This is a genomic window from Bilophila wadsworthia ATCC 49260 (assembly GCF_000701705.1).
GTDB classification, from domain to species: Bacteria; Desulfobacterota; Desulfovibrionia; order Desulfovibrionales; family Desulfovibrionaceae; genus Bilophila; species Bilophila wadsworthia.
Map to the genome: position 1 here is coordinate 1 of NZ_JNJP01000058.1, position 23,525 is coordinate 23,525.

General features: G+C 60.8%; 18 protein-coding genes. 12 read left to right on the forward strand and 6 right to left on the reverse strand.

Annotated features, from left to right (window positions below; translation table 11 throughout):
• Nucleotides 1-85: 85 nt before the first annotated feature.
• Nucleotides 86-1,030 carry a LysR substrate-binding domain-containing protein gene (locus T370_RS0115890; RefSeq protein ID WP_029436294.1) on the reverse strand — a complete coding sequence of 315 codons (945 nt, stop codon included), beginning with the start codon at nucleotides 1,028-1,030 and terminating at the stop codon, nucleotides 86-88.
• 274 nt (nucleotides 1,031-1,304) lie between these two features.
• On the opposite strand from T370_RS0115890, the gene T370_RS0115900 reads away from it, so the two are divergent.
• From T370_RS0115900 to T370_RS0115930, 7 genes are all read left to right on the forward strand, one after another.
• Nucleotides 1,305-3,233 (forward strand): oxidoreductase, encoded by a 1,929-nt coding sequence (locus tag T370_RS0115900; protein ID WP_029436295.1) that lies wholly within the window; start codon nucleotides 1,305-1,307, stop codon nucleotides 3,231-3,233.
• Between the two features lie 316 nt (nucleotides 3,234-3,549).
• Nucleotides 3,550-5,442 (forward strand): TRAP transporter permease, encoded by a 1,893-nt coding sequence (locus T370_RS0115905; RefSeq protein WP_029436296.1) that lies wholly within the window; start codon nucleotides 3,550-3,552, stop codon nucleotides 5,440-5,442.
• 46 nt (nucleotides 5,443-5,488) lie between these two features.
• Entirely contained in the window at nucleotides 5,489-6,466 is a 978-nt protein-coding gene (locus tag T370_RS0115910) for a TAXI family TRAP transporter solute-binding subunit (protein ID WP_029436297.1), read from the forward strand.
• Between the two features lie 108 nt (nucleotides 6,467-6,574).
• On the forward strand, nucleotides 6,575-7,432 hold the full coding sequence (locus T370_RS0115915; RefSeq protein WP_029436298.1) for an amidohydrolase family protein: 858 nt from the start codon (nucleotides 6,575-6,577) through the stop codon (nucleotides 7,430-7,432).
• Nucleotides 7,433-7,637: 205 nt separating this feature from the next.
• A complete protein-coding gene (locus T370_RS0115920) occupies nucleotides 7,638-9,581 on the forward strand; it encodes an oxidoreductase (RefSeq protein ID WP_029436299.1) in 1,944 nt (647 codons plus the stop codon).
• Nucleotides 9,582-9,605: 24 nt separating this feature from the next.
• Nucleotides 9,606-10,460, forward strand: coding sequence for an amidohydrolase family protein (locus T370_RS0115925; RefSeq protein ID WP_029436300.1), 855 nt, complete (start codon nucleotides 9,606-9,608; stop codon nucleotides 10,458-10,460).
• A 248-nt stretch (nucleotides 10,461-10,708) separates the two neighbouring features.
• Nucleotides 10,709-11,935 carry a cysteine desulfurase-like protein gene (locus T370_RS0115930; RefSeq protein WP_029436301.1) on the forward strand — a complete coding sequence of 409 codons (1,227 nt, stop codon included), beginning with the start codon at nucleotides 10,709-10,711 and terminating at the stop codon, nucleotides 11,933-11,935.
• 171 nt (nucleotides 11,936-12,106) lie between these two features.
• Here T370_RS0115930 and T370_RS0115935 read toward each other — a convergent pair whose 3' ends face one another.
• Nucleotides 12,107-13,501: a Na+/H+ antiporter NhaC family protein gene (locus tag T370_RS0115935; RefSeq protein WP_005024838.1), complete on the reverse strand. Its 1,395-nt coding sequence runs from the start codon at nucleotides 13,499-13,501 to the stop codon at nucleotides 12,107-12,109.
• Between the two features lie 597 nt (nucleotides 13,502-14,098).
• On the opposite strand from T370_RS0115935, the gene T370_RS0115940 reads away from it, so the two are divergent.
• The 5 genes from T370_RS0115940 (at nucleotide 14,099) to T370_RS0115960 (ending at nucleotide 18,951) form a co-directional block, all read left to right on the forward strand.
• The gene (locus tag T370_RS0115940) at nucleotides 14,099-15,334 is read left to right on the forward strand and encodes a dicarboxylate/amino acid:cation symporter (RefSeq protein WP_029436302.1); all 1,236 of its coding nucleotides are present in this window, start codon (nucleotides 14,099-14,101) and stop codon (nucleotides 15,332-15,334) included.
• Nucleotides 15,335-15,406: 72 nt separating this feature from the next.
• On the forward strand, nucleotides 15,407-16,159 hold the full coding sequence (cuyB, locus tag T370_RS0115945) for a cysteate racemase (protein ID WP_029436303.1): 753 nt from the start codon (nucleotides 15,407-15,409) through the stop codon (nucleotides 16,157-16,159).
• 59 nt (nucleotides 16,160-16,218) lie between these two features.
• Nucleotides 16,219-16,593, forward strand: a complete 375-nt coding sequence (locus tag T370_RS0115950) for a Rid family detoxifying hydrolase (RefSeq protein ID WP_029436304.1) — start codon at nucleotides 16,219-16,221, stop codon at nucleotides 16,591-16,593.
• A 388-nt stretch (nucleotides 16,594-16,981) separates the two neighbouring features.
• Complete coding sequence (cuyA, locus tag T370_RS0115955) at nucleotides 16,982-17,983, forward strand: D-cysteate sulfo-lyase (protein WP_005024830.1); 1,002 nt, start codon at nucleotides 16,982-16,984, stop codon at nucleotides 17,981-17,983.
• 311 nt (nucleotides 17,984-18,294) lie between these two features.
• Nucleotides 18,295-18,951 carry a GntR family transcriptional regulator gene (locus tag T370_RS0115960; protein ID WP_005024828.1) on the forward strand — a complete coding sequence of 219 codons (657 nt, stop codon included), beginning with the start codon at nucleotides 18,295-18,297 and terminating at the stop codon, nucleotides 18,949-18,951.
• Nucleotides 18,952-19,795: 844 nt separating this feature from the next.
• Here T370_RS0115960 and T370_RS0115965 read toward each other — a convergent pair.
• The 4 genes from T370_RS0115965 to T370_RS0115980 form a co-directional block, all read right to left on the reverse strand.
• A complete protein-coding gene (locus T370_RS0115965; RefSeq protein WP_005024826.1) occupies nucleotides 19,796-19,984 on the reverse strand; it encodes a twin-arginine translocase TatA/TatE family subunit in 189 nt (62 codons plus the stop codon).
• A gap of 488 nt (nucleotides 19,985-20,472) precedes the next feature.
• Nucleotides 20,473-21,243: an ABC transporter ATP-binding protein gene (locus tag T370_RS23040; protein ID WP_005024825.1), complete on the reverse strand. Its 771-nt coding sequence runs from the start codon at nucleotides 21,241-21,243 to the stop codon at nucleotides 20,473-20,475.
• Nucleotides 21,240-21,884 (reverse strand): ABC transporter permease, encoded by a 645-nt coding sequence (locus T370_RS0115975; protein ID WP_005024822.1) that lies wholly within the window; start codon nucleotides 21,882-21,884, stop codon nucleotides 21,240-21,242. Before T370_RS0115975 ends, T370_RS23040 begins: the two co-directional genes overlap by 4 nt.
• A gap of 342 nt (nucleotides 21,885-22,226) precedes the next feature.
• Nucleotides 22,227-23,159: an ABC transporter substrate-binding protein gene (locus T370_RS0115980; RefSeq protein WP_029436307.1), complete on the reverse strand. Its 933-nt coding sequence runs from the start codon at nucleotides 23,157-23,159 to the stop codon at nucleotides 22,227-22,229.
• Nucleotides 23,160-23,525 lie beyond the last annotated feature (366 nt).

Consider the following 23,525-nt stretch of genomic DNA (forward strand, 5'->3'; position numbering starts at 1 on the left):
GGGAGGAACCCCTTCTGAAGAAGGGCTTTCCTCCCTCCTCCCCCGGCATGTCGCGCCTCCACCCTCCCCCATCTCAAAGAACCGCTCAAAGAACCGCGTTGCCGTATGGCTTCGAATGCCGGGCCTTTTCCAGAATCCAGTCATGGAACAGCCGGACTTTGGGCCGCAGGATGCCCTTGCGCGTGGACACCACGTAATAGGTCTGCGGAGCGGGAAAAACCAGATTGAAGGGTACGATAAGTTCCTTCTTCTGCAGGGCTTCCCTGACCAGCCACTCACGACCGAGCGCAACGCCGAGCCCCTGCTTCGCCGCTATCGCGGTCAATTCGGCACGGTCGAAACTGTAGCCCGACTGGAGCGGCAACCCCGTGATCCCCGCCCAGTTAGCCCATATCTCCCATCCCGCGTAGAACGGCGTGTTCGCGGCCTCAGGATGCTCATGGAGCAGCTCACAGTTGCGCAACGCTTCGGGATTCTCGATCAGATCATGCTCCCGCGCGTAACGCTGGGAGCATACGGGCAACAGGTTGTCCCGCAGAAGCGGCGTCGCGTGCAGCCCGTCGGTAATCGAGTCGCCGCAATAGATCGCCACATCCGCGTTGCCTTCTTCATTCTCATAACTGATGAGGTCGTTGCCGCTGCGTATGTGCAGGGAAATGTTGGGATGCTCGTGCTGAAATTCCGGCAGCAGCGGCAGCAGCCAGCAACCCGCGATGGAAGGGGCGCAGGCGATGACGAGATCCCCCTGCAGCTCCGCCTCCTGAATATTTCTGATGGTTTCGTGGATCTGCTTGAGGCTGGCGTCCAGCGCGCCGTACAGCGTCTTCCCTTCTTCGGTCAGGATGATCTTGCGCGTCAGGCGATGAAAAAGCGGAAAACCCAGTTCCTGCTCAAGGCAGCGTATTCTATGGCTCACCGCACTCTGGGTGATGCACAGATCCTCAGCCGCCTTTGTAAAGCTCATGTGCTTGGCTACGACCGTAAACGAGTACAGGAATTGCCCGGACACTTGGAGTTTATTCTGGTTCATGCATTCATCTCATGAATGGGCGGATAAAGATTTTGCGTTTGATAGAATTATCACATTCTTCTATACCGTAATCATAAGTTCAGCAGAATCCATAGATAACCAACTTTTTTCAAGCCTCATCCTATCCTTCAAGCCAGTCTTTGGCAAACAAGCTTTCCCGCTTCGGAACAAATTGCCTCATAGAAAAACTGTTCGCGTTATAGATGAAAAGACACATGGCCTTTCCTTCATAAACTTGTCGCGGGCCCCGCCCGGCTATGGAGAGTGCAGCAGTATGACCAGTTCCGTTCTTTTCACCCCCGTTGGGATCAACAGGATGACGCTGAAAAACCGCATCGTCATGCCCGCAATGGCTTCTTACCATGCGGCCGTCAACGGCGAGGCCACCGAAAAGCTCATCCGGTACCATGAGGAGCGCGCCAAGGGCGGCGTAGGCATGAATATCGTCGAAGCCACCTATGTGGCCCGCAGCGGCAACAGCTTTGATCTCGGTCTCGGCATTTCCGACGACTTCATGATCAAGGGCCTCTCCAAGCTCACCGACGCCGTGCATCGCCACGACGGGAAGATCGCCATTCAGCTCCAGCACGGCGGGCGCTTCGGCAACCCGCCCACCTCCGGCTGTCCGCGCCTGCTCGTCTCCATGATTCCGGGCCTCGCCCCCACCGAAAACGCCCGCGTCATGGACGCCGACGACATCGAAGGCATGGTCGAGGCGTATGTACAGGCCGCCCGCCGCGCCGTGGAAGCCGGGTTCGACGCCGTGGAAATCCACGGGGCGCACGGCTACCTCATCAACCAGTTCATGTCTCCTCTCACCAACCTCCGCGAGGATGCCTACGGCGGCAGCTTTGAAAACCGGATGCGCTTCCCTCTCGAAGTCCTGCGCGCCGTCAGAAAACAGGTCGGCCCCGATTTCCCCATCCTTTTCCGCTACAGCATGGAAGAATTCATGCCCGGCGGCATCGACATGGAACAGGCCGTCCGCATCGCCAAGGTCATGGCCGACAACGGCGTGGACATGCTGAACGTCTCCATCGGCATCGGTGAGTCCGTGGAATACATCATTCCCCCCGCCAGCGTGCCGGACGGCTGGAACGCCGATCGCGCCGCCGCGATCAAGCGGGCCGTCGGCTCCCGCATACCCGTCGCCGTGGTGGGCCGGATCTGCAACCGCAAGACCGCCGAAAACATCATCGCTTCCGGCAAGGCCGATCTGGTGGCCATGGGCCGGGCCCTGCTCGCCGATCCCTTCCTGCCCGCCAAGCTCGCGGAAGGCCGCGACGACGAGATCCTGACCTGCATCGGCTGCAACGAAGGCTGCACCGGGATGCTCAACGAATGCCGCCCCATCTCCTGCGCCCTGAACCCGCGCACCGGATATGAGGATGACTACCCCATGACGCAGGCCGACGCGCCGAAGGCCGTCGTTGTCATCGGCGGCGGACCCGCCGGGTGCGAAGCCGCCCTCACCGCCGCGCAGCGCGGGCACAAGGTTGTGCTGTTCGAGGCCACCTCCACGCTCGGCGGTCTTGCCAACATTGCCGCCCTGCCTCCCGGGAAGGGCGTGTTCGCCACGCTCGGCACATATTTCTCCACCATGCTTCCCCGCGCCGGGGTCGATGTCCGCCTGAACACGAAGGCCGACGCCGACGCCGTCCGCGCCCTGCATCCCGATCATGTCATCGTGGCAACAGGCGGAACTCCCATCGTGCCCCGCTTCTGCGCCGGCTCCCCGGTTGTCCTCGCGCAGGACATCCTCACCGGAGCCGCGCAAGCCGGTTCCCGGGTTCTGGTCATCGGCGGCGGGCTCGTGGGCAGCGAAACAGCCGAGTTCCTCGCCGACAAGGGCCGCGAAGTCACCGTCGTGGAACTGCGCGACGGTATCGCCCTCGACATGGAATACAAGACCCGCCAGATGCTCATGCCCAAGCTCGCGGCCCTCGGCGTCGTCTGTCTGACCGAAACTGAGGTGCTCGAAATCGGCTGCAACGGCAACATCAAGGTGAAGACTCCCTATCTGGAAAAAGAACTCTCCGGTTTTGACACGGTGGTCGTCGCGCTCGGCTATCGCCCGGACGCCGCCCTCTGCGCGGATCTCGCCGCCGCGGACATTGATTTCGTCCAGGTAGGGGACTGCAAGAAGGTCGGCAAGATCATCAACGGGGTTTGGGAAGCCTTCCAGCTTGCCTACCGGATCTGAGCCGGGGCACCGCCCCGGACCCGGCGGCGCGTTTGCTTCGGCGGGCACCCCTGAAGCAAACGCTTGACGGACAGTAAGGGGTACGGAGAACTCATTGTTTTGACGGCGTGAAGGACTCTTTTTCCAACCTCCCGCCGGAACGAACTCCCTCCAACTCACCTTCCCACCAGTCAAAAGTCTTGGGAAGGAGAGAGGTGGGGGCCGGGGGAGGGGAGAGGAAACCCTTCTGGAGAAGGGGTTTCCTCTCCCCTCCCCAACTCTCCCTCCCCGGCACTTTGGGCCCCTCTCCACCCAACAACGCAAGGAGAAACACGGCATGTCGCTCTCCCTCGATCGTTCCCTGCTTAAGCCTGTGGCCACCGTGGTCGCCATCGTCCTGTCGCTGTTCCAGATCTATTTCACGGGCGGCTTCGGGGTGACGGACGCGCACATCCTGCGCGGAACCCACCTCACCCTCATCATGATCCTCGTCCTGCTCCTCGTCCCTTCGCGCAAGCTGGCTCCGGGGGAAAAGGAGGGCTGGTTCCCCATTCTCATCGATCTGGCGCTGATTGCACTGGCCATCGCCATCAACGTGTATGTTTTCCAAGAGGCGGACAACATCTCCCGCCGCCTCAAGTATGTGGAAGACGTCACCAATCTGGACCTGTTCTACGGGACGGGGCTTGTCCTGCTGGTGCTTGAGGCCACGCGCCGCACCTCGGGCTGGCCACTCGTCATCGTGTCCGGCAGCTTCCTCGCCTACGCCATGTTCGGCGAATACATGCCCGGCGGACTCGCCCACAACGGCATCGAATACGATCGCCTGATCGAGCAGCTTTTCCTCCTCACGGACGGGATCTACGGCGTCCCGCTCGGCGCGGCGGCGGGCATGATCTTCGCGTTCGTCATGTTCGGGGCCTTCCTCGAAAGTTCAAAGATGAGTTCGCTGTTCATGGATCTTGCCTGCCTGCTGACGCGCAAGTCCGCAGGCGGGCCCGCCAAGGTCTCCATTTTCGCCTCGGCCCTGTTCGGGACCATTTCGGGAAGCGCCGCCGCCAACGTCTACGGCACCGGCACCTTCACCATCCCGCTCATGAAGAAGGTCGGCTACACGCCCCACTTCGCGGGCGCGGTCGAGGCCGTGGCCTCCACAGGCGGGCAGATGATGCCCCCGATCATGGGTGCGGCGGCCTTCATCATGGCGGACGTCATCGGCGTCAGCTACCTGACCATCGCCAAGGCCGCCCTCATCCCTTCCGTCCTCTATTACCTGACCCTGCTCGCCATCATCCACCTTGAGGCCGTCAGCAAGAACATGGGCATCCTGCCCCCCGAGCTCGTCCCCAGCGCGGCTTCGGTCCTGCGCCGCCTATACTACCTGTTCCCGCTGGTTTTTCTGATCACTATTCTGCTCATGGGCCGCAGCGTCATCGCCTGCGCCTACTACGGCACGGTGTGCATCGTGATCCTCAGCATGATCCGTTCCGAAACGCGCTTCACCTTCAAGCGGCTCTGCGGCGCGCTGGAACTTTCGGCCAAGAATGCCATGATGGTTTCCTCCTGCTGCGCCTGCGCGGGCATCATCATCGGCGTCATCAGCCTGACCGGCATCGGCTACAAGTTCATCAACGTCATCACCGCGCTCGCGGGCAGCAACCTTTTGCTGCTCATGGCCATGCTGATGGTCACCTGCATCATCCTCGGCATGGGCGTGCCCACGGCCCCGGCGTACATCATCGTCGCCACGCTCGGCGCTCCGGCCCTCATGAAGGCGGGCGTCCCGATCATCGCCGCGCATATGTTCGTGTATTTTTACGCCATCCTTTCCGTGATTACGCCGCCCGTGTGCCTCGCGGCCTTCGCGGGGGCCGCCATCGCGGAAACCAACGCTATGAAGACAGGGGTGACAGCCATGAAGCTGGGTATCGTGGCCTTCATCATCCCCTTCATGTTCGTGTTCGAGCCCGCCCTGCTCATGCAGGGTTCCACGACCGAGATCGTCACGGCCTTCGCTTCAGCCCTCATCGGCGTCATCGGCATAGCCTCCGGGATGCAAAACTGGCTCCTCGTCCGCTGCCGCCTCTGGGAACGTGCACTCTTGCTCGCCAGCGGGCTCATGCTCATCTTCCCCGGCCTCATCACGGATACCATCGGCCTTTCCAGCCTCCTTATAGTCTTGTTCGCACAGCGCCTCAGAAAGGGCGGTTCCCCCGTCGCGGCCGCCTGACCGTCCCGGAATGAATAGCAAACCCTAACCCTTGGAGGTTCCATCCATGCGTACAAACCTTATAGCCGCTGCCGTGGCCCTGGCCGTCGCACTGCTCCCCTCCGCCGCCCTTGCCGAAAAGACCCGGCTGACTGCCGTGTCCGGCCCCGTGTCCGGCGGCTGGTACCTCGGCGTCGGCCTCGTCGCCAAAGCGTTCACCGATGCCAACCCCAACTATGAAGTCACCATGCTGCCCGGCAACTCCACCTCCAACGTCATCCAGCTCCAACAGAAGAAGGCGGATCTGTCCATCGGCATGCACACCATGAACATGGCCGCCATCAAGGGGACGGCCCCCTACAAGAAGGCGTTCCCCAACATCGCCGCCTACGCCAACCTCAACGACACCGCCCGATTCCACTTCGTGGTGACCAAGAAGTCCGGCATCACCTCCATCGCGCAGCTCCGCGACTCCAAGATGCCCGTCCGCCTCGCCTACGGCGCGGTCGGCGGCTCCGGCGAAGTGTTCTGCGGCTGGATTTTTGAAAGCTACGGATTCACCTACAAGGACATCCAGTCGTGGGGCGGCAAGCTGTATTCCAATAACTTCGATGACATCGTGAATATGACCAAGGACGGCCAGCTTGACGCCATCGTATGGGTCGGGCCCGGCGAATCGTGGTTCTTCACCGAAATCGCCCAGAACGTCGACCTCGTATGGCTCCCCGTCGACGAAAAGATCATGGACGACGTCGCCAAGAAGCACGGCCTCGGCAAGGGCACCATCCCCGGCTCCCTGTTCAAGGGCATGGTGGGCAAGGACATCCCGACCGTAACCGAATGCAACGAACTCACCGTGCGCGCCGACCTCGACGAGGAGACCGTATACAGGCTGACCAAGGCGTTCATCGAAAATCTCGACGACATCAGAAAGGGCTGCGCGACGTGGGCCGACTGCACGCCCGAAAAGGCCGCCAAGGACACCGGCGCGCCCATGCATCCCGGCGCCGTCCGCTACTACAAGGAAGCCGGTCTGCTGAAGTAGCCCCGGCAGCGCGGGGAGCTTCCCCCTCCCCGCGCCCCAAATCATCGGGAAGCTCAAGCCGCCGCTAACCACCGAACGGGGCCACCCCCGCAAACAAAGGAATCCGCCATGATCATCGATTTCCGTGCCCGTCCCCCCTACAAGAGTTTCCTCAAGCTGAGCCTGTACAAGCCGTGGCGTCCTCTGCCCGAAGATCCCGCCGAATGGGGAGCTTTCGAGCTTGGGCGCGAGCCCAACATCACCGCCGACGCCCATGACATGGACGCCTTCGTCAAGGAAATGGACGACAACGGCATCGTCAAGGCCGTGCTCATGGGCCGCCATGCCGACAATTTCGGCATCGTGGACAACGACGAACTGTATGAGCTGACCCAAAAGTATCCGGGCCGCTTCTTCCCCTTCGCCGGGATCAACCCCCGCGAGGAAGGCGCTGTCGAAGAAGTGGAGCGCTGCATCTCCAAGATGGGCTTCAAGGGCATCAGCGTCGATCCGGGCTGGCTGAACCCGCCGTTGAAGGGCGACGATCCGATCTTCACGCCCGTCTATGACAAGTGCGCCGAGCTCGGCGGCATCCTCGTCATGAGCGTCAGCGCGGCCCTCGGCCCCGACCTGACCTATTCCGACCCGATCATCGTGCAGCACGTCGCCACCAGGTACCCCGGCATGAAAATCGTCGTAGCCCACGGCTGCTGGCCGCATGTGGAACGGATGCTTGCCGTCGCCATGCGCTGCCCCAACGTCTATCTGGTTCCCGACTGCTATGTGTACATCGACTGCATGCCCTTTGCGGATACGTATATTGAGGCGGCGAACTCCTTCCTCAAGTACCGCACCATTTTCGGCAGCACCTATCCCGAACGCAGCCTGAAGCAGACCATCGAAGGCTGGAAGAAGCGCCCGTGGGACCCGGAAGCCCTTGAGCTTTCCCTCTACGGCAACGCCGCCCGTTTGCTGGGTATTGAGTAGGGTCGAGGGGAAATTGGGAGGGGGAAGGGCCCCTTTTGGAAAAGGGGCCCTTCCCCCTCCCAACCCCTCACCCATACCCCTAAATTTTTTGTGTTTATCGAATCCCTCATGCTGGCTTTGCGTGTTGCCGGTATGGGTAGGGCTGTCGCCTTGCGCGTGGAAAACGATGCCGAAGAAGCTGCCGAATGAAAGGAAGGAGTCGTAGATGCATACCCCTGTTTCACTGACCCCCATGAACATCCATACCCTGACGGTCAGGAACCGTTTCGTCCTGCCGGGGATGGTGACCGACATGGCCGTGGACGGCGGCTATGTGACGGAACGGCTGCTCTCCTATTATGAGGAGAGGGCCAAAGGCGGCGTGGGGCTGGTCATCGTGGAGGCCACCTCCATCGACGTTTCCGGCAAGACTTTCCTGCACGGGCTGGACATCAGCGATGACCGTTTCATCCCCGGCCTGCGCCTGCTCGCGGAACGCGTCCACTCCCACGGGGCCGCCGTCGCCATCCAGCTCCAGCACGGCGGGGGCCGCGCGCATCCCGAATATTCCCACATGCCCCGCCGGGTCATGGGCGTCATTCCGGGCGTGTTTGAGCCCGACAACGCCATCACCCTTGATGAGGCCGAGTTCGCCCGCCTCGCGGACGCGTGGGCCAAGGCCGCCCTGCGCGCCAAGGCCGCCGGGTTCGACGCCGTGGAAATCCACGGGGCCAGCGGCTACCTGCTCGAACAGGCCGTGTCCGCATTCACCAACCACCGCGCCGACGGCTACGGCGGATCGCTCGCCAAGCGCCTGCGCTTTCCCGCCGAAGTTGTCCGCGCCGTCCGCGCCGCCGTGGGCGGGGATTTCCCCATCCTCTACCGCCATACCTCCGTGGAGGACGTGCCCACCGGGAACGGTATCGACCTCGGCACCACCGTCGAGCTGTGCCGCACCCTCACGGACGCGGGCGTCAACGCCTTCGACATCACGGCGGGCATGCAATACTGCTTCGAGCTGATGACGCCCCCCACCTGTATGCCCAAGGCGTGGAACGCCGCCACCAGCGCCGCTGTCAAGGAAGCGCTCGGGGACAGGGCGCGGGTCATGCTCACGGGCCGGATTTCCGACGCCGACACCGCCGAACGGGTCGTACGCGACGGCCTAGCGGACTTCGCCATCATGGGCCGCGCGCTCATCGCGGATTCGCATCTGGTGGAAAAATACGCCGCCGGGCGCAAGGACGAGATCTGCCCCTGCGTGGCCTGCGGGCAGGGCTGCGTGGGCAACGCCGACAAGATGATCCCCATCACCTGCGCCCTCAACCCGCTCTCGGGCCGGGAAGCCTCCATGCCCGCCGTCCCGAAGGCGAAAACGCCGGGCCGGGTGGTCGTCGTGGGAGCCGGACCCGCCGGGCTCATGGCCGCCGCCACCGCCGCCGAGCGGGGGCATGAGGTCATCCTGCTCGAACGCTCGGATCGGCACGGCGGGCAGATCAGCCTTGCCGCCGTCCCCCCGCACAAGGAAGATCTGCGCCTCATTTCGGATTACCTGTATGGCAAGGCCCAACGCGCGGGCGTGACGTTCCGCTTCTCGTGCGAGGCCACGCCGGAAAGCGTCCGCAACCTGTCCCCCGACGCCGTGATCGTGGCCACGGGCAGTCTGCCCGTCGTCCCCCGTTTCTGCGCCTCCGCCGCCGGAGCCGTCACCGCGCAGGACATTCTGAGCGGAGCCGAAGCGGGCAAGAACGTCCTCATGCTCGGCGGAGGGCTCATCGGCTGCGAAACCGCCGAATACCTCGCGGCGCAGGGCCGCTCCGTCACCGTGGTCGAGATGCTGCCGCAGCTCGCCAAGGATATGGAATGGTGCGCCCGCGTGCTCCTGCTGCGCCGCATGGCCTCCCTTGGCATCAAACTGCGGTCCGGCAACGAAATCCTTTCCATCGGCGCGGGCAACGCCGTCACCGTCCGCAACGAAAAAGGCCGGGAGGAAACCCTCTCCGGCTTCGACACCCTCGTCGTCGCCGTGGGCTGCCGCCCCGACAACGCCCTGTCCGACGGACTCTCCGCCGCGCTGGACTGCCCCTGCGTCGCCGTTGGCGACTGCCGCAAGACGGCGAAAATCATGGACGCCGTCCACAGCGGCTTTGAAGCGGCGCTCACGCTGTAACCCTTCATCCTGAGGAGAAAGACCATGCTCTTCGACTTTCGCATCCGTCCCCCCTTCAAGAGCTTCCTTACCACCGGCGGCATGTTCGGCGGACACGACGGTTCCCACGATCCCGCCTATATCGATCCCTACGAGACCGGCAAAGACCCCATCCCATCCGCCGACAAGGGCGACATGGACTTGTTCTTTCAGGAAATGGAGGCCAACGGCATCGACAAGGCCGGGATCATCGGGCGCAACTGCGGGCCCAACGGCTTCGTCGACAACGCCGACATCCGCGAATTCATCCAGAAAGATCCGAACCGCTTTTTCGGCTTTGCGGGCATCGATCCCAATGCGCCCGACGCCGTGGATGAAGTGACCCGCTGCATCCGCGACTGGGGATTCCGCGGGATCAGCCTTGAAGTGGGCTGGTGCGACCCGTCCCTGAAACCCGATGATCCAATCATCGATCCCGTTTATGAGAAGGTGAATGAGCTTGGCGGCATCACGCTGATTTCCCTGAGCTTTTGCTACGGACCGGATCTGAGCTATTCCGATCCGATCACTATCCAGCATGTCGCCAACAAGTACCCTAACATGAAAATCTGCATCTCGCACGGCGGCTGGCCGCAGGTGCAGAGCATGCTCGCCGTCGCCATGCGCTGCCCCAACGTCTACCTGATGCCTGACTGCTACCTGTATATCCCCGGCTGGCCCTATGCCCGCGACTATGTGAAGGCCGCCAACAGCTACCTGAAGTACCGCACGCTCTACGCCAGCGCCTACCCCCTGCGCGGCTTCGAGCAGTGCTACAAGGGCTGGTGTGCACAGCCTTTCGAGCCCGACGCCCTGAAAGCCAACCTGTACGACAACGCCGCCCGGCTTCTCGGGCTGTAACGGGACGTTGGGGAACACGACGTGCCGGGGGGAGGGAAACCTTTCTGAAGAAAGGTTGTCCCTCCCCCGGACCCCACCCGTCCCAAGACTTTTGACTGACGGGGAGGCGGCGCGGGAGGAGTTCGTTCCGGCGTAAGCCGGGAGGATGGCCCGCACCCCCCGCAAATCCGGCAGATTCACCCTCTTTCACTGCCTCATCAAAGGAAACGTCCCGCCCCGCCGACCATGAACGGAAAAGGAACACAATCATGAACGACATCTATCCCATTCAGGAAATCAGAAGCTTGTTCCCGGCCCTGTGCCGTCTCCACAACGGCAACAAGGCCGTCTATCTGGACGGCCCCGGCGGTTCGCAGGTCGTCGCCACGGCTATCACGGCCATGACCAACTACATGCGCCGTGGCGTAGCCAACACCCACGGCAAGTTCCCGAGCAGCGAAGAGACGGAAGCCCTCATCGAATCCGCCAAGGCCGCGCTGGGGGATCTGCTGGCCTGTGCGCCCAACGAAATCGCCTTCGGAGCCAACGCCACCTCAAACATGTTCGCCGTATCCCGGGCGCTGTCCCGAAGCTGGAATCCCGGCGACGAAATCGTCGTCTCGGAGATGGATCACCATTCGCACATCGACACGTGGATTCTCTCCGCCCGCGACCGGGGCATCGTGGTGCGCCATCTGCCGGTGGATCCCAAAGCCCTGACGCTCGATCTTTCCGATCTTGACGCCATCGTCAACGCGAAAACAAGGCTTGTCGCCGTGGGCTACGCTTCCAATGCCGTCGGGACCATCAACGACGTCGCCCGCATCTCCCGGCGCTGCCGCGAGGTAGGCGCGCTGCTCTCCGTGGACGCCGTGCACATCGCCCCGCACAAGGCCATCGACATGGACGCCATCGGCGCGGACATGCTGTTCTGTTCCGTCTACAAGTTTTTCGGGGGACATATCGGCATCGCGGCAATCCGAAAGAACGTGTTTGAGGCGCTCGACACCTACCGCCTGCATCCGGCTCCCTCCACGGCCCCCGGCAAGCTCGAAACCGGGACGCAGAGCCATGAGGCCATTGCGTCCATCGTGCCAGCCGTGGACTTCATCGCCGGGCTCGGCACCGGTTCCACGCGCCGCGAACGCCTCGTCTCCGGCTTCGAGCGCATCGAACGGCACGAAAACGCCCTCGCCGGCATCATCCGGCAAGGGCTCACGGATGTCCCCGGCCTGAAGCTGTACCAGTCCGAAGGCCCCAAGACCGCCACCGTCGCCTTTACGCTGGAAGGGCAGCAGCCCGGCGACGTATGCCGGAAACTCTGCGACCGATACGGCATCTTTGCCGCCGATGGGGATTATTACGCGGAAACGCTCGCCCACAGGGTGGGCGTAGACCGGATCGGCGGCTGGATCAGGGTCGGATTCGCGCCGTACAACACCGAAGAGGAAGCGGAACTGCTTGTCAGGGCCGTCCGCGAAATCGCAGCCGGATAACCGGCGTAACTTCTTTGAAAGTGAAAAAGATCTGAGCGCATCCTGTCACGGCAGGATGCGCTCATGTCGGATCAAGGGGCGAGCAGCGCTGGAAGGGTGGCCCGCCCCTTGTGGAGTGCGGAGGTAGCTCCCCTCCGCTCGGCTTGGTTCCGGGGCAAAGCCCTGCCAAAGTCATGCGGCGGGCGCTTCATCCTTGGCGTACTTGCGGTTCCAGCCGGTGAAGGCGGAGAACAGCAGCACCGCGAGCAGTGCCCATGAATAGGGGTTGTACAGGGCCGCGCTGATGGGCGGGGCGGGGATGGCATAGGTTTCCGCCGCGCTGTAAAGCGCTCCGTACCACGCCGCCACCGCGATATGCCACGGCAGGACAAAGAAGATCGTGCACACCGCGCAGTCCATGAGGTTGGCGCGCCGCGCCGCCGCGAGGCCGAAACGCTCGCCCAAAGGCCGCACGATGCTCGGACCCACCAACAGTTCCGCCGGGGCATTGGCGGAAATGGGGATCGAGGCCAGAATGGTCACGCCGACGATGAAGAGTTCGGCCTGCCGGACGGTGGCAACCAGCGTGCTCTGGGCGAAGTCCAGAATGCGCCGCATGATGCCGCATTCCACCAATATCTGCGTCACCGCCAGAATCAGGATCGCAAAGATGATCGCGCCGACCACGTTGTCTATCCCGGCCTGAATGAGGCCCGTGGAGCCTCCCTTCGCGGCGGGGACGCTGAAGATGTCGGCGGGCCGGATGGTTCCGATCAACATGCCAACGAACGCGGCGGCAACGTTGCCGTAAATGAGCGATTCAATGATGTGCCGCCCCTTGAGCGCCGAGACGACGACAATCCCAAGCGCCAAAAGCATGAACAAGCCTGACGGGTTCAGGCTGGCCTGCATTTCGGGAAGGGGACGCACTTCGCCGCCTCCGCCGAACACAAGGAACACCACGGCGGAAATGGACGCCGCGGAAATGGCCAGCGGGAAACGGCTGCGCACCACGTCGCGCATTTCGGCCCCCTGCGTGTAGGCCGAGACGATGGTGGTGTCGGAGATGGGCGCGAGGTTGTCCCCGAAAGCCGCGCCGGACAGGATCGCCAGCCCAAGCATGGCCGGGTCCGCCCCGAGGAAATAGCCCGCCGGATACAGCACCGGCGACAGGGCAATGCAGGTGCCGGTGCTCGTGCCCGTGCCGAGGGCGAACAGCATCGCGGCAAGAAAGACCAGCACCACGAAGACGCCGCCCTGCGCCCCGGTCGTCATGCCCATCCACAAAAGCCCCTGGACAAGCCCCCCTGCGGCCATGAGCTTGCCGAACACCCCGGCCAGCAGCCACGCCGTAACAATGACGATGCCCGTGCGGTCGCCGATGCCCCGCATCGCCGCTTTGCAGTATTCCTCTTTGTTTTTAGCGAAGAAGATCCCAACGCACAGCGCGATCCACGCGCAAGCCCAAAAGGGCTTGGTGCCGCCCCGCTCCGCAACCGACAGCCAGACGAGCCCTCCCACCAGTACGATGAGAGGGATCAGGCCGCCGAACAATCCGCCGTACATCTCAAGCTTCTTTTCCTGCATGAGGCACTCCTTCTTATCCGCCTGTGCGTTGCCTGTATTTTGTTCTATTGTCGACATTCGATAATAGACAATACGAGGTATAGGACTCCGTGAAAAAAGAATCAAGACCTCTTGCCGCATCCGCATGAAAAGAAGTCTGTACCTCGGCACAAGAATACTATTATGTTATTGTATTTATTTATAAAAATATGCTGATGATTTTCCCTATGCAAAGCCGAAACGTTTAAACATATCTATTTATCCATTTGTATTTATTATATTTTTATACAAAATATCCTGAACCGATCCCCACAGCCGAAGCCGTATCTCCTTTCAAGCCATCCTGAACTTCTCGCCGCATTTCTGAGCAAAAGAGCGGCGGGAAGGCATCCGGGAACAATTTATTTTTAATGTAATATAAGTGTATTAAAAAAATTTATGAAAAACCGTCCACCGTATTGACACGCCCTGACCTTTATGTGAAAAATAGAATAAACGATTGTCGACTTTTATACAATTGATAAGACACTACGAGGAAAGACACCGCAAAGCACGCTCTCAAGCGTTGCGGTTCGGCAAACAAGCCCGCAATCCCGCGGGAAAAGACGGAGGAAGCATATGAAGGGTTCCCGGATGAGTCTGCCAACGCAGATGGCTATCGGTATGGTTCTCGGCATCGCCGCCGGGGCATTGACCCAAGCGATGGGGCTTGATCCCTCATGGTACAAGCCCGTAGGCCAGTTGTTCATCAATCTGGTGCGCATGGTCGTGGTGCCGCTCGTGCTGACCACCCTCGTCGCGGGTGCGGCCAGCGTCGGCGACGTAAGCAAGCTCGGGCGCGTAGCAGGCAAGACGCTGGCCTATTACCTCGTTACCACGGCCGTCGCCGTGGTCATCGGCCTCGTGCTCGCCAACATCTTCCAGCCCGGCAGCGGGCTGTCCATTTCCACGGAAGGCCTCAAGGCCAAGGAAGTCGCCCCGCCCACGCTCATCGACGTGTTCCTGAACATCGTCCCGATCAACCCCATTGAGGCTCTCTCCAAGGGCAACATGCTCCAGATCATCTTCTTCGCCCTGCTCTTCGGCTTCGGCCTCAGCGTCATCGGCGACAAGGGCAAGCAGGTGCTCCACTTCTTCGACGGCGCGGCCGACGTCATGATCAAGGTCACGGGCTTCGTCATGCTCTACGCGCCCATCGGCGTGTTCGGCCTCATGGCCTACACCGTAAGTATGCACGGCCTCAGCGTGCTTCTGCCGCTCATCAAGCTCGTGCTCGTCATGTATCTCGCCTGCATCCTTCAGATCCTCATCGTCTATCTCCCCTGCGTGAAGGTCACGGGCCTCCCGTTCCGCCAATACTTCAAGGGCCTCGCCTCCCCGATGATGATCGCCTTCACCACCTGCTCCAGCGCCGCCGCCCTCTCCACCACGCTCCTCAGCGTCCAGAAGCTCGGCGCGTCCCGGTCCGTGTCCACATTCTCCATCCCGCTCGGCAACACCATCAACATGGACGGCGCGGCCATTTACATGGGCATCGCCGCCATCTTCGCCGCCGAGGTCTACGGCATCCCCATGCCGCTCGATAGGCAGCTCACCGTCCTCCTGCTCGCCGTCCTCGCCTCCATCGGCTCCATGGGCGTGCCCGGCGCGGCCCTCATCATGATCACGATGGTCTTCACGCAGGTGGGCATCCCGCTGGAAGCCATCGCTCTCGTCGCCGGCGTCGACCGCATCATGGACATGGCCCGCACCACCATCAACGTGCTTGGCGACGCCACGGGCGCCCTGTTTGTTTCAAAGCTGGAAAGCGATTTCGACCCCGAACGCGGCGAACGGCTCGCTGCGGCCGAATAACCCGCCCGGAAACCTTCCCGGGCGGCGAACGCCGCGGAAAATTCCCTTCCGCGGCGGGAACCGGAGACAACCATGCGACAGGATGAACGGATCGGCATCGTCGGCGGCGTCGGGCCCCATGCGGGGCTTGATCTGACGCGCAAGCTCTTTGACCACACCAGAGCCGAGGCGGATCAAGAACACTTGCCGGTCATGCTCTATTCCTTCCCCGACCGGATCGGGGAGCGCCCGGCCTTCCTGCTCGGCAAGACGGCGGACAATCCCGGCGAGGCCATAGGGGACATCATGGCGGAACTGGCGCGGGCCGGAGCGACCGTCATCGGTATGCCCTGCAACACTGCCCACAGCCCGAGGATATTGGACGCGGCCCTCGAAAAGCTCAACGCGACCGGGCGGCCCGTGCGCTTCGTGCACATGATCGACGCCGTGGTCCGCCATGTGCGGCAACGCTGCGGGGAAGGCGCGCGTGTCGGCATCCTGAGCACGCTGGCGACGTTGGAAACCCGGCTCTATCAGGACAGCCTCGAACGCGCCGGTCTGAGGGCCCTGCATCCCGCCCCGGACGGCTGCGCCCGGGTACAGGAGGCCATCAGCAACCGCGAGTACGGCATCAAGGCCCGGAATCCGGTCACAGAGCGCGCCCGCGCCGATCTTCTGGATGAAGCCCGCCGCCTTGCCGGAAACGCCGACGCGATCATCCTCGGCTGCACCGAGATCCCGCTCGCGCTCCCCGAAAAGGAACTCGGCGGCGTCCCGCTCATCGATGCCACCGACATCCTCGCACGGGAGCTGGTCAGGGCCTTCGCCCCCGAAAAGCTCCGCTGACCGCCCCAACCGGCGCAACCCACGCCGTCCATATTCATAGGAACCCAAAGGAAAACACTATGAAAACCATCCTCTCCACCGCCGATGCGCCCGCAGCCATCGGCCCTTACTCCCAAGCCGTCCGCTCCGGCGAGGCCCTGTACTGCTCCGGACAGCTCGGCATCGATCCCGCCACGGGCAAGCTCCCCGAAGGTGTCGCGGCCCAGACGGAACAGAGCCTGAAGAACATCCGGGCCCTTCTCGCCGCAGCCGGGGCGGGCATCGAAAACGTGGTCAAAACCACTGTGTTCATTACCAACATGGCGGATTTCCCGTTGGTCAACGCGGAATACTCCAAAGTATTCGCTGAGAATCCTCCCGCCCGTTCCTGCGTGGCGGTCAAGGAATTGCCCCTCGGCGGGCTGGTTGAAATCGAAGTGCTCGCCGTCGTCTGATTCCAGAAACGCCCCCGGCTCCGCCAATGTACGGAGTAAGTGAAACACTGTCTCCGCCGTTTGCGGCCCGGCTTACGTCTCTTCCGGCCCAGGACGACGCGGAGGAAAAGAAAACGCGAACCCGCCCCGAGAACCGGCTCTCTTTCCGGTTCCTCTCTCGGCGGAATCGCCCGGTACGTGCCCCCGTGCCCAGCACGGCTGCACCATTCTCTGGATTATACTGTAAATTTTTGGAATAACAGAAAATAGGACAAGAAGATTTTCTCGGAGAAAGGCTCTTGACAAGATGGAGAGCCGGTGGCACAACCAAATTGTCGAATGTCGACATTTAGAAAAATACATCAAGGAACGCTGCGGCAGCAGCACTTCATACCCACAGGAGACCATTATGAATCTCGCCAAGTTTCCCCGTCGCGGCTATGTGACCGAACCTACGCCTCTGGAAGCGCTTCCCAACTTCTCCAAAGCTCTCGGCGCGGACATCAACATCTACATCAAGCGCGATGACCTGCTTCCCGGCACCGCCGGAGGCAACAAGACCCGTAAGCTCGACTTCAGCATGGCCGACGCGATCAATCAGGGCGCGGACACCATCATCACCTGCGGCGCCGTGCAGTCCAACCATTGCCGCCTGACCCTCGCCTGGGCCGTCAAGGAAGGCCTCGACTGCCACCTCGTCCTTGAAGAACGCGTGAAGGACAGCTACAACCCCGAAGCCTCGGGCAACAACTTCCTGTTCCAGCTTCTCGGCGTGAAGTCCGTCACCGTGGTCCCCGGCGGCTCCAACATGCTCGGCGAAATGGAAAAGCTCGCCGAAAAGCTGCGTGCCGAAGGCAAAAAGCCCTATATTGTGCCCGGCGGCGCTTCCAACAAAATCGGCGCTCTCGGCTATGTGAGCTGCGCCGAGGAAGTTCTGCGCCAGCTCTTCGACCGCGGCCTCGCCATTGACCACATGGTTGTCCCGAGCGGCAGCGCGGGCACCCACGCGGGCATCATCGCGGGCATGGTCGGCAACAACGCGGGCATCCCGGTCACCGGCATCGGCGTCAACCGCAAGAAGCCCGTTCAGGAGGCCGCCGTCCTCAACCTCGCCAATGAAACCCTCGAATATATCGGTGCCGAAGCCCGTGTGCCCGCCGAAAAAGTCGTAGCCTTCGACGACTACGTGGGCCCCGGCTACTCCCTGCCCACCGACGCCATGGTCGAAGCCGTCAAAATGCTCGCCCGCACGGAAGGCATCCTGCTCGACCCCGTCTACTCCGGCAAGGCCATGTCCGGCCTTATCGATCTGGCCCGCAAGGGATACTTCCCCAAGGGCTCCAACGTGCTGTTCCTCCACACCGGCGGCTCCCCGGCGCTGTATGCCTACCTGCCCACCTTCCGCGCCTAACCGCCTTTTATTGAGTCCATGCTCCCCCCGGCCGGAGCCTTTCCGCATACATCAGCGGAGAGGCTCCGGCCTTCTTCGTCCCCCGAAAGCGGCCTTCCCAGTGCCCCGCGGCGCGAGCCTTTTCCTACGGCTTCCGTCCTTCCCTATTCCCCCAAAGTGCCCTCCCCTCATGAACCGTGCGCAACCGCTTCTCAAAAGACAACTCCCAGCCTTGCGCGACATGCCGAAACCACGTAGAACTCTATCGCGAACCGCATGACGAAACCGCATAGGGCAACTCTTCTCAAGCCCCGCATCTGTTCGGAGCATCAATGGATTTTACGAAGCAAACATATTGTAATCAGGTAACCAGCTATATCCGCTCACTTATCCGTAAAGGCACGCTGGAAATCGGCGCTCCTGTCAAAGAGGCCGTCCTCTCTGAACAGCTCGGGATCAGCCGAGCCCCCATCCGGGAAGCGCTACAAGTGCTCGTTCAGGAGGGGCTGATCACCTCTGAGCCGCAAAAGGGCAAACACGTCAGGCAGATGACCGGAAAGGAAATCTACGACAGCTACGTCGTCGCGGGTATCCTCGAAGGGGCGGGCGTCGCCGAATCCCTGCCGCTCTGGACCGAGGCGAACATGGAAACCTTCCGATCCGTCGTCCGGCAGATGGAAGGGAAGATCAGCTACGCCACCAAACTCGACGAGCTTGCCGAAATCGACGAGCTGTTCCACGCCACCCTCTTCATGGCCTGTGACAATACCCGGCTCGTGGAAATGGCCCGCACCTCCTGTGCGACCATATCCAAGTACCTTTATTATCAGCACTGGATCACCATGTTCACGCCAAGGGAATACGCCGACCGCCACCATGCCGTGGCCGAGGCCGTCTACTCCCGCGACGTCAAACATGTGGAAACCGCTCTGCGCGATCATTATAAGGAAACAGGCCTGCGCATGGCCCAGTTCGGCAAAGAGGCGTGATACCAATAGGTAAGGATTATACTCTATTAAGGATTATACTCTATTACGGAGCAGTCCTCTTACGGATTACGGATTTTTTCCCAAGCCTTTCTAATGGAATGGACGGGCTTATTTATCGTAATGAATGATATGGGTAACTCCGGTTGCCTTGCCATATCCGCCTTATGTCATGCCCTCAATGCGTTGAGCAGGACATGCCGGATAGAAATATCCCGAACAGGCTCCCCTTTGTTCTTTTGGCCAGCACGCAGGTGTATGACTATTGTTAACGCCAACATCTGACCGCCTTAATCCGAACATTTCTAAAGGACCAACTCGCATCGCCATTTGCGACCCAAGGACAATAACACGGCGGATATGCTCAGGCGCATGGGCATATGCCTGCGCAATCTCTTGTTATGTTATGAAGTGCTCATACTCAACATGCGGAAGCTTTGGGAAACGAGGGAGTCCTTCAAAAAGTCTTTCCCACGCGTATGGGGGTGTTTCCTTGACAGAAAGCCCCGGGGAGAAATCTCCGGGGCTTTTATATGGTGCACCAATATGAAGAAAAGAGGTGCGACGAATCGCGCACTGTGTTAATCCTCCTCCCTTCCACTTTAGGTTCAAACTCACGAAATCGCGTCCAACGAAAGTCGAAATTCTTGCTCAAAGGATGAAGGCATAGCAGTGCTACGTTGATGCATTTTCCCTCCACAACGTAGCCATTTACAAAAAACGGCTTTTGGCAAAGGGTTTGATAAGGACTGAGGCTAAGGCACAAAGCCAATACGAAGGTCCCCCTCCGCCTGGTCTTTAGGCATCCTCTACAAAAAGATACCAAAAATGTCAGGGGCTGGTCACCCTACTTCGTAATATCCTTTTCATCTTTTTTGAAGGTGGCATCCACTTCGTCCAGCTCGCTGGAGGCCTGTTTGAAGTTTCTGATAGCCTTGCCGAGCCCCGCCCCGATTTCAGGCAACCTATTCGTGCCGAACAACACCATCACAACCAACAGTACGATGAGCAAATGCGGTATGCTGAATAAATCCATATAGGACTACCCCCTTGCATCAATAAAAGTGAGTACTAGAAATTAAAAAGAGCTTTTCTAACTCTACTGGACCAGTATAGCCGCATTCGATCAAAAAGCAAATTGTGTTTGTTGTACACTTCTCACACTAAACTGCTTTATTTCACTTGATTAAAGACGCTCTGTAAACGATGGATGTACAGGCACCAAAAATAAATTCACCGTCGAGAATTAGAGTATATTGCTGATCTTGCGGAACGGGGTAAAATCCGGCTGGGTGATTCATAGACAAATAAAAATGACCGGAAGCCATACGGAGGCGGCACTTTCCCGGCTGGCGCGGGATTACAAGCTGAGATAGGGAACGGAACCGTGATGAGGGAAAAGCTTCCTCTGTCCGGCGAACAGCGCTCCCGGTACAAGGGGAAGGGTAAATGAAAGCCCTCTCGGTGGTGTGCCAGGAGGGCTTTTTGGGCATACCTTTGAGTGGGTTTCCCCTAAGTGCCTTTTCATGACAGCAACAAAGGACCACCCTGCCCTGCCATACTTTGCCGTAAGATCGTCTTCAACTCCCGCAGTAGTTTCCGATCGGTAACGTCACCAGTTCGAGGAACCTCCACACGGCGGGAAGCCACGATGCCCTGCCCGGGAGCCATAACGCATACCTCATCGCCAAGCAGCAACGCCTCTTCCACATCGTGCGTCACAAGAATGATCCCCATGCCGATACGCGCATGTAAAGTCACCAGCAGTAACTGCATCTGTTCACGCGTGATGGCGTCCAGAGCGGCGAACGGTTCGTCCATGAGCAGTACGGGCGGCGATAGGGCCAATACCCGAGCGAGCGAAACCCGCTGTTTCTGGCCACCGGAAAGCTCTGCCGGAATCTGATTCTCCCGACCGGAAAGCCCGGTCAGTGTCAGCATGTCGAGAGCCCGCGCACGCCGAGCGGCGGATGGGATACCCGCGGCCTCAAGTCCGATCTCCACGTTTTCCAGCGCCGTCAGCCACGGGAACAGCGCGGGCTCCTGAAACACTACCGCCCGATCCGGGCCGGGGCCACCGCAAGGCCTGCCTTCCAGCGTCACTGTGCCCGCGTCGGGCGCATCGAACCCGGCGAGGATATTCAACAACGTCGTCTTGCCACATCCCGAAGCCCCGATCAGGGCCAATACGCCACCACGGGGAATAGCAACCGATACGCCAGGCAGTACAAGCCGCGATTCACCGCCCTTGCGGAAGGATTTCCATATTCCGGAACAGGCGAAAAAAGGCTTCACTGCCGCCTCAGGCTCACCGAGACCGCCGACAGCGCCCTCATAAGCAACACGTCGCATAGCCACCCCACCAGCGCGATCAGAATGATGCCCGAAACCAGCAGATCCACGCGCCCGGCCAGCCGCGCGTCCATAATCATTGCACCGAGGCCGTCCGGAACGCCTGTCAGTTCGCCGAGTACCAAATACGAAAAACTCATGCCGAGCGCCACCCGCAAACCCGTCCGCACCTGCGGCATGGCGGACGGAATCACGACCCGGAAAAAAATGGCCCGCCGCCCGAATCCAAGCATCCGGCCCGCCCTGATGAGTACCGGAGGCACTGAGGCCGCCCCCGCCGCCGCGTTGAGGTAAGCCGGAAAGAAGCCAGCAAGCGCGATCAGGAATACGGTGGCCCGGAAGCCGATGCCAAGCCACAGCAGTGCCAGGGGGAGCCAGCTTATACCCGGCACGGCGCGTACCCCGTTGATAATCGGTGAAAGCAGGCTCGCCAGAGCGGGACTCCGCCCTGAAGCCAGACCCAGCGCCACGCCGGGGATCACCGCCAACAAGTAGCCGCTTCCCACGCGCCCCAGGCTTGCGGACAGATCGCCCCAGAAACGCCCGGCATAGGCATCCGCATACCCTTCCGATACCGCGCCCATATACGCGCACACCGTTTCCCAGACCGTCCTCGGCGACGGCAGAAGATATTCCGGAGCAAGGCCGCTGGATGTTGCCAAGTTCCAACAAATGAACAGGATCAGCGGAAGGAGGCAAGGGAGGATGCGCCTCTTCGAGAGCCACGTCCCGGCAAGGCTTCCGAAAGCTCTTGACGAGTTTCCACGCGGCCGCCCCTCTGGGGCCGCTCCCGCAGTACTCCGGCAAGGCGGCTCCCCAGCGAAACCTCTTTCACCGGATCCCGCTATCGGCTTAAAAGAGCCCTCACAGGGCACTTCCCCGCATCTCCCGGACTCCCGCTCCTTGCCCGCCGTCTTCATGGCGCCTTACTGACCTTGGCGCAGGGCGTCCACGAAGCGGCGATCCACCAATGCGTTGTAGTCGGGTTCCTTCTTGATGATGCCCAGTTCCAGCATACGCTTACCGAGGGCGGAAAGCTGCTTCATGAAGGTATCGTCCATATCCCACACGAGCTCCATGTTATCGGCGGCGTCACGCAGCACGTCAAGCTCCACGCCGAACATCTTCGACGATGTTTCGAGCCAAAACGCCTTGTCGGACATGCATTGTTCGGTAGCCTTCCGATGGGCGCGGAGCATTTCCATCACGCGTTCCGGGTTTTTCTCCACAAAATCGCGCCGCACGATCATACCGCTGTTGATAGCCCCGATGCCTTCACCATAATACGGATAGGCCAGAATCTCCCCGTAGCCTTGCCGCTTCGCCAGCGTGGGCAGAGGTTCGCCGGACAGGTAGGCGTCAATGTCGCCCCGGCTGAGGGCGGTTCCCATGTCGAAGAAGTCGATACGGACAAGCTTAGCGTCCTTATCGGGATTGAGCCCGGCACGGGTGAGCGTTTCCCGCAGCAGGATTTCATGCATTGTACCTGGTACATAGCCGATTTTTTTGCCTTCCAGATCCCCTACACTCTTGACGCCGCCCTTCTTCACTACAAGCGCGGAACATTTGTTGCCGAGCGAGGCGACAAGCACGATGGGTTCCCCGCGCGAGGCTGCTTGGATCGCCAGTGCCAGCGTGGTTCCGGTCATATCGAGGCTGCCCGCCAGCAGAGCGGCTTTCTGATCGCCCGGATTGGTGAACGGGTGCACCTTCACCGTTGCGCCGTTCGCAAACGGCTCATACAGGAACGGCTGGATGGTTTGGGCCGTTTTCCATGTGCCTACGTTCCACGTTTCCGCCGCCAGAGACGGCACACACAGGGTCAGGGCCAATACGAAGGTCAGGAGCAATTTTCTCATGTTGTGCGCCTCCGGCGGCAAGGGAGCTACCGCCCCCTTGCCCCCTGTTTGGGGGGCGAGCCGCCCCCAAGCCCCGGCAAGTGCGATCCGTTTTTCTTCCGAACAGTGTTCGGAAGAAAAACGGATCGCTCCTGTCGCGTCAGATAATCCCGCCACGGTTATACTTGCCGAAAAAAAGACCGTTTCCGTGTTAAAAAAATGCGTATACGAACAGGCTCAGGGCTTCCTTTTTATATACAATACAAGATGATACCTTCATATCACTAAAAACCGTACGGCCCATTACCCTGACTGAGATAAGGGATTCAATAAGGTCAAAAGTCTTGGGAGGGGAAGAGGGGAGGTTTGGAGGGGGGAAGGGGGACC